The organism is Pseudomonas sp. MF08831 (genome assembly GCF_059862645.1).
The window spans coordinates 1-12,809 of sequence record NZ_JCBCUX010000002.1; the positions used below are offsets into that span (position 1 = coordinate 1).

Genomic DNA, 12,809 nt, shown 5'->3' on the forward strand with positions numbered 1-12,809 from the left:
AACCACTTGCGCTTCCGATCTCTCGTTAGCGGGAGGCGAATTCTACAGCGTTACACGCTGCTGTCAACACCTCTTTTTCTCCGCTTTCGACCGAGAAGATCGAAACGTTAATAGAGCCAAACAACACTGCTCTACCAACTCCTTCTGGGCTTCGATGAACTGAAGCAACTCGCTGTCGAATTCTGCGTAACTCTTTGTTTACCAAGGAGTTTTCCGTTTCGACTGCGCCGGAAGTGGGGCGAATTATAGACTTCCAGAATCTGCCGTCAACACCTTTTTTCACATTTCTGTCATATCGGTCAAAAAACCCGCAGAAACGCGAAAGCCGGCCCCAAGGGGCCGGCTTTCAGCCCACCTTACAAGCTAGGAAAGGCAAATTGCGACGCTTCATGGCTGGCCCGTTGCGGCCAGCGCTGGGTGATCGCCTTGCGACGGGTATAGAAACGCACCCCATCCGGCCCATAGGCATGCAAGTCGCCAAACAGCGAGCGCTTCCAGCCGCCGAAGCTGTGATAAGCCACTGGCACCGGCAGCGGGACGTTCACCCCGACCATGCCCACTTCGATCTCGTCACAGAACAGGCGCGCCGCCTCACCGTCACGGGTAAAGATGCAAGTGCCATTACCGTATTCGTGATCATTGATCAGCTGCATCGCCGCTTCCAGGCTATCCACCCGAACGACACACAGCACCGGCCCGAAGATCTCTTCTTTATAGATGCGCATCTCAGGGGTCACATGATCAAACAGGCTGCCGCCCAGGAAGAAACCTTCCTCATGCCCGGCAACACTTAAACCACGGCCGTCGACCACCAGCTTGGCACCCGCCGACACGCCATCTTCTATATAGCCGCTGACCTTGTCGCGCGCCTGGCCCGTCACCAACGGCCCCATATCCAGGCCGCAGGACGTGCCCGCACCAATCTTCAGCGCTTTGACCTGCGGCACCAGCTTGGCGATCAACGCATCCGCCACCTGATCACCCACGCACACCGCCACCGAGATCGCCATGCAACGCTCCCCGCACGAACCATACGCCGCGCCCATCAAGGCACTCACGGCGTTATCCAGGTCTGCATCCGGCATCAGCACCGCATGGTTCTTCGCCCCGCCCAGCGCTTGCACACGTTTGCCGCGCTTGGTCGCTTCGGAATAAATGTATTCGGCAATGGGCGTCGAGCCCACAAAGCTCAGCGCCTTGACTTCCGGCGCTTCGATCAGCGCATCCACCGCGCCCTTGTCACCGTGCACCACGCTCAACACACCCTTAGGCAGGCCGGCTTCCTGCAGCAACTGCGCGATCAGCAGCGTAGAACTTGGATCACGCTCCGACGGCTTCAGGATGAAACAGTTGCCGCAGACAATGGCCAGCGGGTACATCCACAACGGCACCATCGCCGGGAAGTTGAACGGCGTAATACCAGCCACCACGCCCAACGGCTGGAAATCCGACCAGGCATCAATGTTCGGCCCCACGTTACGGCTGTACTCGCCCTTGAGAATCTCCGGCGCCGAGCACGCGTACTCGACGTTCTCGATCCCGCGCTTCAATTCACCCGCCGCGTCCTCCAGCGTCTTGCCATGCTCTTCGCTGATCAACTGAGAGATGCGTGCTTCGTTCTGCTCCAGCAATTGCTTGAAACGAAACATCACCTGGGCACGTTTGGCCGGCGGGGTATTGCGCCAGGCCGGGAACGCGGCCTTGGCCGAGTCGATCGCCTGTTGAATGGTTTCACGACTGGCCAGCGGCACTTGGTGAATCACCTGGCCGGTAGACGGGTTATATACGTCGGCACTCCGGCCGCTGTCATTGACCAACTCACCGTTGATCAAATGCTGGATAAGGCTCATGCAGGGCTCCTGAAAAGGTGTTCTATATAGAAGGAGAAATCAGTCGATCTTGTTCAGCACTTCGCCGACCGCGTCAAACAGGCGATCCAGGTCCTGCGGCTTGCTGTTGAAGGTTGGCCCGAACTGCAGGGTGTCGCCGCCAAAGCGCACGTAGAAGCCGGCTTTCCACAAGGCCATGCCGGCCTCGAATGGACGCACAATGGCATCACCGTCACGCGGAGCAATCTGGATCGCGCCGGCCAGGCCGTAGTTACGAATGTCGATCACGTTCTTGCTGCCCTTCAAACCGTGCAGCGCATTCTCAAAGTGTGGTGCGACTTCGGCCACGCTCTGCACCAGGTTTTCCTTCTGCAGCAAGTCCAATGCCGCCAGGCCAGCCGCGCACGCCACTGGGTGCGCCGAGTAGGTATAGCCGTGGGGGAATTCCACGGCGTACTCCGGCGTCGCCTGGTTCATGAAGGTCTGATAGATCTCGCTGCTGGCAATCACCGCGCCCATCGGGATCGCGCCGTTGGTGACTTGCTTGGCGATGCACATCAGGTCCGGGGTCACGCCGAAGCTGTCGGCGCCGAACATCGAGCCGGTACGGCCGAAACCGGTGATCACTTCGTCGAACACCAACAGGATGTTGTGCTGATCGCAGATCTCACGCAGGCGCTTGAGGTAACCCTGTGGCGGCACCAGCACGCCAGCGGAGCCGGCCATCGGCTCAACAAACACGGCGGCAATGTTCGACGCGTCGTGCAGCTCGATCAACTTGAGCAGCTCATCGGCCAAAGCAATACCGCCCTGCTCCGGCATCCCACGAGAAAACGCATTGCTCGCCAGCAAGGTGTGAGGCAGGTGATCCACATCCATCAAGCCCTGACCAAACAGCTTCCGGTTACCGTTGACGCCGCCCAGGCTGGTGCCGGCAATGTTGACACCATGATAGCCACGGGCGCGGCCAATCATTTTGGTCTTGGTCGCCTGCCCCTTCAGCCGCCAGTAGGCGCGCACCATCTTCACCGCGGTATCGGCGCACTCGGAGCCGGAGTCCGTGAAAAACACGTGATTCAGATTGCCCGGCGTCAGGTCGGTGATCTTTTCTGCCAGCTGGAACGACAGCGGATGGCCGTACTGGAAGCCCGGGGAGTAGTCCAGGGTGCCCAGTTGCTTGGCGACCGCTTCCTGGATTTCCTTGCGGGTGTGCCCGGCGCCGCAGGTCCACAGGCCCGACAACGAGTCGTACACCTTGCGGCCCTTGTCATCGGTCAACCAGCTGCCTTCGGCGGCCACGATCAGGCGCGGGTCACGCTGGAAGTTACGGTTGGCGGTGTAGGGCATCCAGTGCGCATCCAACTTCAATTGGCTGGCCAGGGACGTCGGGGCGTTTTCGGGCATGTTCATCAGCAAAACCTCGCAGGGCAAAAGGCAGCGTCGGGATTGAAAAGCGTTCTTGCAGCTAAATTGCCACGGGGATAAAGTCGGTGAAATCCAACTCTTCTAACCTTCAGTCAGGCCTTCACTAAACTATGAGCAGCCGCCGACCCGACCCTCTGGCCCAAGTCAGTGACTTCGATATCCGCCTGTTGCGCATCTTTCGCAGCGTGGTGGAGTGCGGCGGCTTCTCGGCAGCAGAAACCGTGCTCGGCATTGGCCGCTCGGCCATCAGCCAGCAGATGAGCGACCTCGAACAGCGCCTGGGATTGCGCCTGTGCCAACGCGGGCGTGCCGGTTTCTCGCTCACCGAAGAAGGCCGCGAGGTCTACCAATCGGCCCTGCAGCTATTAAGTGCCCTGGAAAGCTTTCGCACTGAGGTCAACGGCCTGCACCAGCATTTGCGCGGCGAGCTGATCATCGGCCTCACCGACAACCTCGTCACCCTGCCCCACATGCGCATCACTCACGCGTTGGCACAGTTGAAGGAACGTGGCCCGGACGTGCAGATACAAATCCGCATGATCGCCCCCAATGAAGTCGAGCAAGGCGTACTCGACGGCCGCCTGCATGTCGGCGTTGTCCCCCAGGCCAGCGCGCTGTCGGGCCTGGAATACCAGCCGCTCTACAGCGAACGTTCGCTGCTCTATTGCGCGGTTGGCCACCCGCTGTTCTATGCCGACAACAAACAACTGGACGACGCCCGCCTCGACAGCCAGGACGCCATCGCCCCCACCTTCCGCTTGCCCGCCGAGATCCAGGCCCATTACCAAGCACTCAACTGCACCGCCAGCGCCTCGGACCGCGAAGGCATGGCGTTCCTGATCCTCACGGGCCGCTACATTGGTTACCTGCCTGACCACTACGCCAGCCTGTGGGTGCAACAAGGCCGACTGCGCGCGCTGAAACCGACTACACGTTTTTACGATTTGAGCCTCGCATCGGTCACGCGCAAGGGCCGTCGCCCTCATTTGGTGCTGGAAAGCTTTCTCGAGAGTCTGGCGGCAACGCGCTAGCTCGGGCCTTTCGCAAAAAGCTGAGCAACTGGACAGCTTTTTGCAAGGCACAAGGACCTTGAACCGTCCGCCCTGAGTTTGCCCGCCATGCCACCAGAAACCTCCAGCCCCAGCGACCTGATCTACGGCCTCAACGACCGCCCGAAACCCATCCCGGCAATACTGGCCGCCGCGCAACACGTGCTGGCGGCCTTCGTCGGCATTATCACGCCGCCCTTGATTATTGGCTCCACGCTGGGCCTCACCGCCCATTTGCCCTACTTGATCAGCATGGCGTTGATGGTCTCCGGCGTCGGCACCTTCATTCAGGCACGCAGACCCTTTGGCATCGGTGCCGGGATGATCTGCCTGCAAGGCACCAGCTTTGCGTTTCTCGGCGCGGTGTTGTCGGCAGGCTTTCTGGTCAAGCAACGCGGTGGCAGCCCGGAAGACATCATGGCGATGATCTTCGGCGTGTGCTTTTTCGGCGCGGCGGTACAGATCGTGTTGAGCCGCTTTATCGGCCAACTGCGCCGAGTGATCACGCCCCTGGTCACCGGGATTGTGATCACGCTGATCGGCATCAGCCTGATCAAAGTGGGCATCACCGACCTCGGCGGCGGTTTTAACGCGCCCGACTTCGGCGCTCCGGTGAACCTGGCGTTGGGCGTGTTCGTGGTGCTGACGATCATTTTGCTCAACCGCTCCAACACCCCGTGGGTTCGCCTTTCGGCGATCATCATCGGCTTGGCCCTCGGCAGCCTGGCCGCCTGGTTCAGCGGCAAACTGGTACCTCAGGCCCTGCCCGACTTGCCCTTGATCAGCGTGCCAATGCCCTTTCGCTTTGGTTTCAACTTCGACTGGAGCGCTTTTTTGCCCATCGCGCTGATTTATCTGATCAGCAGCATCGAGACCGTCGGTGACCTCACCGCCAATTGCATGATTGCGCGCCAACCCATCAGCGGCCCTTCTTATATAAGCCGACTCAAAGGCGGCGTCTTGGGCGATGGTGTGAGTTGCATGATCGCCGCTACCTTCAGCGCCTTTCCCAACACCACCTTTGCGCAGAACAATGGTGTGATCCAACTCACCGGCGTCGCCAGCCGTTACGTCGGCTTGTACATCGGCGTGCTGCTGTTCTGTCTCGGCTTGTTTCCGTTGATTGGTGCCGTGCTGCAGCAAATTCCCAAGCCGGTATTGGGCGGCGCCACCCTGGTGATGTTCGGCAGCGTGGCCGCTGCCGGGGTGCGCATCCTTGCGCAGGCGCCACTGGACCGGCGCAGCATGCTGATCATCGCCACCTCGTTCGGCGTCGGCCTGGGCATTGCCGCCCAACCGGACCTGTTGCACTTGATGCCGTCCCTGGTGCAAAACCTGTTCGACTCAGCCATCACCAGCGGCGGCCTGACCGCCATCGTGTTGTGCCTGTTGTTACCGGAAACCAAAACGACCTGCGCTGCCGCAAACCACGCGCCGGAAAGCGACACGCTGGAACCGCTTTGACGGTTTTATTGCATCGGGACTTGTCTGAGGCTTGAGGGTGGGTTATCTGTGCACACGTCGTCTCTATCGATCAGCACGGAAACCTCCATGAGCCTCGAAGTTCCTGCCCACAGCAACCACGCCGGTAAACCCGCCAGCCGCATTCGGCAAAAGAACGAACAAGCGATTCTGCAGGCTGCTGAAGACGAGTTCGCGCGCCATGGCTACAAAGGCACCAGCATGAACACCATTGCCTCGAGTGCCGGGCTGCCCAAGGCCAACCTGCATTACTACTTCACCAACAAGCTCGGCCTGTACATCGCGGTGCTCAGCAATATCCTCGAACTGTGGGACAGCACCTTCAACGCGCTGACCGCCGAGGACGACCCGGCCGTGGCGCTCACTCGCTACATCCGCACCAAGATGGAGTTTTCCCGGCGTCACCCACAGGCCTCGCGGATCTTCGCCATGGAAATCATCAGTGGCGGCGAATGCCTCACCGAATATTTCAGCCAGGATTACCGCGCCTGGTTCAGCGGTCGCGCCGCCGTGTTCCAGGCCTGGATCGACGCCGGCAAGATGGACCCCATCGACCCCGTGCACCTAATCTTCCTGCTGTGGGGCAGCACCCAGCACTATGCCGACTTTGCCACCCAGATCTGCCGCGTCACCGGGCGCACCAAGCTGACCAAACAAGACATGGAAGACGCCGGCAGCAACCTGATCCACATCATTCTCAAAGGCTGTGGCATCAAGCCCGCCCTATAAACGAAGCGACTTATGCCTTTCACGCTTACCGGCCTTTGCGAATTTCGTGAAGAAATACGCAAAAGCCGCTTTATTACCCTCGCGGCGCCGATCACCAGCGCGCAAGACGCCCAAGCGTTTTTCGAGCAACACAGCGACCTCAACGCCACGCACAACTGCTGGGCCTGGAAACTCGCCGATCAGTACCGCAGCAACGACGATGGCGAGCCCGGCGGTACCGCGGGGCGGCCGATTCTGGCCGCCATCGAAGCCCAAGGCTTTGATCAGGTCGCCGTGCTGGTGATTCGCTGGTACGGCGGCATTCAGCTGGGCACCGGTGGCCTCGCCCGTGCCTATGGCGGCGGCGCGAACAAATGCCTGCAAAATGCCGAGCGCATCGAGCTGATCAGCCGCGTGCCACTGAGCTGCGCCTGCGGCTTTTCGGAGCTGAACCTGGTGAAACTGCGTGTCGCCGAACTGGGTGGGCTGGTGGTGGAGGAAACCTTCACCGCCAATGGTGTGGAGCTGCAACTGGCACTGGGCGAGGCGGCTATCGACACGCTGCAAACCCAACTCGCCGACCTGAGCCGTGGGCGCATCCTGCTGGAGCGCTGAAACTGCCCACATCTACTGTGCACCTGCCTGTGGATAACCTGAGCACACCCGCCTGTAACCCTTCTGTCATAAGGGCTTACGGGCGCCGGTCATTTTTTGATCAGTCTTCACGGGGACAATTTGCGCGATGCCCCACGCCCCCTCAAACAGCAACGTTACCCACAGCACCGCCGTCGCGCCCTGCATCAGCGCGTAGAGCTGCCAGGTCGCGAACAGTGCGCGGCCGGCCGCGTCATAGAGGCCAAACTGGCGCTGCGGGTCGCGAATTCGCAGCACTGCCCACACGCACACAATCGAGCCGAGCAAATTGGCCATCAGTACATGCGCCGGTGCAAACGCCGGCAACGTCCCCGGCAGGTTCAAACCCTGCAATACGCTGTGCACAAACACAAAGCTCCACGGTGTGACAAACGCCGCGGTCACGATCAAGTCATACCAGGCGCTGGCGCGCACCAGTGTTCGGTATTGGGCAGCGGTCCACATATCGGCAAGCTCCTTGAATTAAGAAGCCAGCAGGCTAAAGCCTGGAGTATGCTCCAGGGTCAAGCCCTTTCGAGCCCGCCCCATGCGTATTGGCGAACTAGCCCAGGCCAGCCAGGTCAGCCGCGACACACTGCGTTTCTACGAGCAGCGTGGGTTGATCGCAGCACAACGCAGCGCCAATGGTTACCGCGACTACCCGCCGGACATGGTGCAACTGGTGCTCTACATCAAAACCGCGCAACGCCTGGGCTTCAGCCTGGGCGAGATCGGCAGCAGCGTCGCCGCCCTCTGGCAGGCGCCCGACCCTGACAGCGCTGTCACACAATTGCTGCAAGACAAGCTCAACCTGATCGAAACCCGTATCAGCGAACTCGGCCACCTGCGCCAGGAGTTGCAGCAAAGGCTCGGGCAACGTTGTCCACTGAATCCGTGAACCTCCATTCCAAAGGATGCCTTTCATGTCTACGCCAAAAACCGCACTGATCATCGGCGCCTCGCGCGGGCTGGGCCTTGGCCTGGTCAAACAATTGCTTCAGGACGGCTGGGATGTGACCGCCACCGTGCGCGACCCGAACAAGGCCGATGCGCTCAAAGCCGCAGGCCCGGTACACGTCGAGAAGCTGGACATAGACGATCAGCAAGCCGTGATCGCTCTGAGCCAGCGCCTCAAGGACCGCACCTTCGACCTGCTGTTCGTCAACGCCGGCGTCAAAGGCCCCGCCAATCAAGAGCCTGGCCACGCCACCCTGGCGGAAGTCGGCCAGCTGTTCTTCACCAACGCCGTGGCGCCGATCAACCTGGCCCAGCGTTTTGTCGGGCAGATTCGCAAAGACAGCGGTGTGCTGGCCTTCATGAGCTCGGTGCTCGGCAGCGTGACCATTCCCGACGGTGCGGACCTGGCGCTGTACAAGGCCAGCAAGGCTGCACTCAACTCCATGACCAACAGCTTTATCACCCAACTCGGCGACCACAAGCTCACCGTGCTGTCGCTGCACCCGGGCTGGGTGAAGACGGATATGGGCGGTGAAAACGCGCTCATTGATGTCGACACCAGCGTGCGCGGCCTGATCGATCAGGTAAATGCCTACACGGGCAAGGGCGGCCATCACTTCGTGGACTACAAAGGCGACACTATCGCCTGGTAATACCCCGGTTCTACATGCGGGAACGGGCTTGCCCGCGAAGACGTCGGCCCAGCCAACATTAATGTTGACTGGCACACCGCTATCGCGGGCCAGCCCGCTCCCACAGGGGACTGCTTAACTGAACGGCATTGGTGACTCAAGAGCACCTCGCGCCTGCAGCTGGACCGGATCCGGAACTCCACGTAATCTATCGACCTCGCCTTAACCGGCGACCCTGGATCAGCAGACAGGGCAACACTGAGCTGGCAAACCTGAACCCATCATTCAGAGGAGCCGGCCAATGCCTGCGACCCGTATCTGGTTAAAAAACCCCCTCGCGATTTTCACTGCCAATGGCCTCGATGCCCGTGGCGGCCTGGTGCTGCAAGACGGTGTGATCACCGAACTGCTGGGCTGGGGACAAGAGCCTGCCGTGCCCTGCGCACAGGTGTTTGACGCGCGCGAACATGTGATCCTGCCGGGGCTGATCAACACCCATCATCACTTCTACCAGACCCTGACCCGCGCCTGGGCACCGGTGGTCAACCAGCCGTTGTTCCCGTGGCTCAAAACCCTCTACCCGGTGTGGGCCCGGCTGACCCCGGAAAAGCTCGCCCTGGCGTCCAAAGTCGCCTTGGCGGAATTGCTGCTCTCAGGCTGCACCACCGCGGCCGATCACCACTACCTGTTCCCTGACGGCCTGGAAAATGCCATCGACGTGCAAGTGCAAAGCGTGCGCGAACTGGGCATGCGCGCCATGCTCACCCGCGGTTCCATGAGCCTGGGCGAAGCCGACGGCGGCCTGCCGCCGCAGCAAACCGTGCAACAAGGCCAAGTGATCCTCGACGATAGCCAACGCCTGATCCGCGAATACCATGAGCGCGGCGACGGCGCGCAAATCCAGATTGCCCTGGCGCCCTGCTCGCCGTTTTCGGTCACCCCGCAAATCATGCAAGCCAGCGCCGAACTGGCCAACAGCCTCGATGTGCGCCTGCACACGCACCTTGCGGAAACCCTCGACGAAGAAGACTTCTGCCTGCAGCGCTTCGGCCTGCGCACTGTGGATTATCTCGACAGCGTCGGCTGGCTCGGCCCACGCACCTGGCTGGCCCATGGCATTCACTTCAACCCGGATGAAATCGCGCGCCTGGGCGCCGCCGGTACCGGTATCTGCCATTGCCCAAGCTCGAACATGCGCCTGGCCTCCGGCATCTGCCCAACCCTGGACCTGCTCGCCGCCGGTGCGCCGATTGGCCTTGGCGTGGACGGCTCCGCGTCCAACGATGCCTCGAACATGATCCTCGAAACCCGCCAGGCCTTGTACATCCAGCGGCTGCGTTACGGCGCGGAAAAGATCACCCCCGAAGGCGTGCTGGGCTGGGCGACCAAAGGCTCGGCGCAATTACTGGGGCGTACGGATATCGGTGAACTGGCCGTGGGCAAACAGGCTGACCTGGCACTGTTCAAGCTTGATGAGCTGCGTTTTTCCGGCAGTCACGATCCGATTTCGGCGCTGCTGCTGTGCGGCGCCGACCGGGCGGATCGGGTGATGATCGGGGGCAAATGGCGGGTGATTGACGGGCAGGTTGAAGGCCTGGATTTGAAAGGTTTGATTGCCGATCACACACAGGCGGCGAAACAGCTGATCGCCGGAACCTAAGCCAGGCATATCAAAATGTGGGAGCTGGCTTGCCTGCGATAGCATCATCTCGGTGCAACTGAAAAACCTGGGTGTCTGCATCGCAGGCACGCCAGCTCCCACAAAACCCAGCTCCCACATTGAGTTCTGCGGTTTCTACAACCCCAACAGCGACAGCATGATAAACGTCGCAAACAACACGAAATGGGTCATCCCTTCGATGGCATTCGTCTCGCCATCGTTGAGGTTGATCGCACTGACAACCAGCGTGATCAACACCATCACGGTTTGCACCGGCGTCATCGCCATCTGGAACGGCTGGCCGGTGTAGAGCGCCATGGCCTCCATCACCGGCACCGTCAAAATCACCGTCGACAACGATGCACCGAGTGCGATGTTCACCACCGACTGCATGCGGTTAGCCAAGGCTGCGCGCAAGGCCGTCAGAATTTCCGGCGCCGCCGAAATAGCCGCCACCACAATCGCCGTGACCACCGGCGGCGCGCCCGTGCCTTCCAGGCCCAGGTCGAGGGTCTTGGACATCACCTCGGCCAGTGCGCCGATCACAACCACGCCAAACACCAATGTGCCAATGGAGAAGGCCAGGCTGATTGGCGGTTCCTGCAGTTCTTCCGGCTGTTTCTTGCGGCGTTTTTCCGGGTAGCTGTAGCTGAAGAAGTAACTGTGCGGCCCCACCTGCATGCGCAAAAACAGGGTGTAAAGCAGCACCATCGCGCCGATGGTGAACGCCGAGTAAATTTTCCAGTCGGCCTGGGGGATGAATTCCGGCACCACCATCGACACGCCCATGGCGGTGAGGATCATCACGCTGTAGCTGCGTGCCGAGTCATCGTTGTAGGACTGTTCGCCATGTTTGATGCCGCCCATCAGCGCAGCCAGGCCGAGGATGCCGTTGATATCGAGCATCACTGCCGAATAAATCGTGTCGCGTACCAAGGTGGGCGATGGCTCGTTGCTCATCATGATCGCCAGGATCACCACTTCCACCAGCACCGCGGCCAGGGTCAGGATCATGGTGCCGTAAGGGTCACCGACCTTTTCCGCCAGTTGCTCGGCGTGGTGGGCAACGCGCATCGAGGCCACGACGATGAAGACGATCAACGCCACGCCGCTGAGCAACGCCACCATCTGCCCGCTGTGCAGCATCCAGTGCTCCAACGGGTAGGCGACGATGGCGGCAATCAGCGCCAGCACCATGTATTTTTCTTGCTTGAGGGATGTGAGCATTCCGGGCCTTTTCATGCAGCAAATCAGTCATTGATGGGGTACAGACTGCACCACGCCGCTAACGTTTCGTTACACCTTAGTTCACGTGGCCCTTGCACGAATAAAACCAATACTCTCCTGCTGGTCAGGTTTTGCCGATTATTTCGGCCATGGCCTGTAGAATGCCGCCATTGCACCTGATGAGAATTTAGAAAATGTACGATTGGCTCAACGCCCTGCCCAAGGCTGAATTGCACCTGCACCTGGAAGGCTCGCTGGAGCCTGAGTTGCTGTTCGCACTGGCCGAACGCAACAAGATTGCACTGCCTTGGAACGACGTCGAAACCCTGCGCAAGGCCTACGCCTTCAACAATCTGCAAGAGTTTCTCGACCTGTATTACCAGGGCGCCGATGTGCTGCGCACCTCCCAGGATTTCTACGACCTGACCTGGGCCTACCTGCTGCGCTGCAAAGAACAGAACGTGATCCACACCGAACCCTTCTTCGACCCGCAAACCCACACCGACCGTGGCGTGCCGTTCGAAGTCGTGCTCAACGGCATCGCCGCTGCGCTCAAAGATGGCGAGCAGCAACTGGGCATCACCAGCGGTTTGATCTTGAGTTTCCTGCGCCACTTGAGCGAAGCCGAAGCCGAGAAAACCCTCGACCAGGCGCTGCCGTTCCGTGACGCGTTTGTGGCTGTAGGCCTGGACAGCTCGGAAATGGGCCACCCGCCGAGCAAGTTCCAGCGCGTGTTCGATCGTGCCCGCCACGAAGGCTTCCTCACCGTGGCCCACGCCGGCGAAGAAGGCCCGCCCGAGTACATCTGGGAAGCCATCGACCTGCTGAAAATCCAGCGTATCGACCATGGCGTGCGCGCCATCGAAGACGAGCGCTTGATGCAGCGGATCATCGACGAGCAGATCCCGCTGACCGTGTGCCCGCTGTCCAACACCAAGCTGTGCGTGTTCGACGACATGGCCCAGCACAACATCCTCGACATGCTCGAGCGTGGCGTGAAAGTCACGGTGAACTCGGATGACCCGGCGTACTTCGGCGGTTACGTCACCGAGAACTTCCACGCGCTGTACACCTCGCTGGGCATGACCCAGGACCAGGCCAAACGCCTGGCGCAGAACAGCCTGGATGCGCGGCTCGTGAAGCCTTAAGCAACAACGGCTGACACGACAAAATCAATGTGGGAGCCGGGCTTGCCCGCGAAGGCGAT

The 12,809-nt window shown here is 60.5% G+C and carries 12 protein-coding genes; 8 read left to right on the forward strand and 4 right to left on the reverse strand.

Annotated features, from left to right (window positions below):
• Positions 1-356 precede the first annotated feature (356 nt).
• Positions 357-1,850 carry a CoA-acylating methylmalonate-semialdehyde dehydrogenase gene (locus tag AC19YS_RS03440; RefSeq protein ID WP_106577755.1) on the reverse strand — a complete coding sequence of 498 codons (1,494 nt, stop codon included), beginning with the start codon at positions 1,848-1,850 and terminating at the stop codon, positions 357-359.
• Positions 1,851-1,889: 39 nt separating this feature from the next.
• Positions 1,890-3,239: an omega-aminotransferase AptA gene (gene aptA / locus AC19YS_RS03445; RefSeq protein ID WP_106577754.1), complete on the reverse strand. Its 1,350-nt coding sequence runs from the start codon at positions 3,237-3,239 to the stop codon at positions 1,890-1,892.
• Positions 3,240-3,364: 125 nt separating this feature from the next.
• Here aptA and AC19YS_RS03450 point away from each other — a divergent pair, with 125 nt between their 5' ends.
• From AC19YS_RS03450 to AC19YS_RS03465, 4 genes are all read left to right on the forward strand, one after another.
• On the forward strand, positions 3,365-4,285 hold the full coding sequence (locus AC19YS_RS03450; protein WP_106577753.1) for a LysR family transcriptional regulator: 921 nt from the start codon (positions 3,365-3,367) through the stop codon (positions 4,283-4,285).
• Positions 4,286-4,372: 87 nt separating this feature from the next.
• Entirely contained in the window at positions 4,373-5,767 is a 1,395-nt protein-coding gene (locus tag AC19YS_RS03455; RefSeq protein WP_124416351.1) for a uracil-xanthine permease family protein, read from the forward strand.
• Positions 5,768-5,854: 87 nt separating this feature from the next.
• Positions 5,855-6,514: a TetR/AcrR family transcriptional regulator gene (locus AC19YS_RS03460; protein ID WP_106577751.1), complete on the forward strand. Its 660-nt coding sequence runs from the start codon at positions 5,855-5,857 to the stop codon at positions 6,512-6,514.
• A 12-nt stretch (positions 6,515-6,526) separates the two neighbouring features.
• Positions 6,527-7,108, forward strand: coding sequence for an IMPACT family protein (locus AC19YS_RS03465; RefSeq protein WP_106577750.1), 582 nt, complete (start codon positions 6,527-6,529; stop codon positions 7,106-7,108).
• 66 nt (positions 7,109-7,174) lie between these two features.
• Here AC19YS_RS03465 and AC19YS_RS03470 read toward each other — a convergent pair whose 3' ends face one another.
• Positions 7,175-7,591 (reverse strand): hypothetical protein, encoded by a 417-nt coding sequence (locus AC19YS_RS03470; RefSeq protein WP_106577749.1) that lies wholly within the window; start codon positions 7,589-7,591, stop codon positions 7,175-7,177.
• 82 nt (positions 7,592-7,673) lie between these two features.
• Between AC19YS_RS03470 and AC19YS_RS03475 the strand changes: the two genes are divergently transcribed.
• From AC19YS_RS03475 to AC19YS_RS03485, 3 genes are all read left to right on the forward strand, one after another.
• Positions 7,674-8,024, forward strand: coding sequence for a MerR family transcriptional regulator (locus AC19YS_RS03475; RefSeq protein WP_106577748.1), 351 nt, complete (start codon positions 7,674-7,676; stop codon positions 8,022-8,024).
• Between the two features lie 25 nt (positions 8,025-8,049).
• Positions 8,050-8,736, forward strand: coding sequence for an SDR family oxidoreductase (locus AC19YS_RS03480; protein ID WP_106577747.1), 687 nt, complete (start codon positions 8,050-8,052; stop codon positions 8,734-8,736).
• 280 nt (positions 8,737-9,016) lie between these two features.
• Positions 9,017-10,375, forward strand: a complete 1,359-nt coding sequence (locus AC19YS_RS03485) for an 8-oxoguanine deaminase (RefSeq protein WP_106577746.1) — start codon at positions 9,017-9,019, stop codon at positions 10,373-10,375.
• Positions 10,376-10,510: 135 nt separating this feature from the next.
• Here the strand turns inward: AC19YS_RS03485 and AC19YS_RS03490 are convergent, their stop codons facing one another.
• Positions 10,511-11,602, reverse strand: coding sequence for a calcium:cation antiporter (locus AC19YS_RS03490; RefSeq protein ID WP_200625633.1), 1,092 nt, complete (start codon positions 11,600-11,602; stop codon positions 10,511-10,513).
• Positions 11,603-11,796: 194 nt separating this feature from the next.
• Between AC19YS_RS03490 and AC19YS_RS03495 the strand changes: the two genes are divergently transcribed.
• On the forward strand, positions 11,797-12,750 hold the full coding sequence (locus AC19YS_RS03495) for an adenosine deaminase (RefSeq protein ID WP_119737737.1): 954 nt from the start codon (positions 11,797-11,799) through the stop codon (positions 12,748-12,750).
• Positions 12,751-12,809 lie beyond the last annotated feature (59 nt).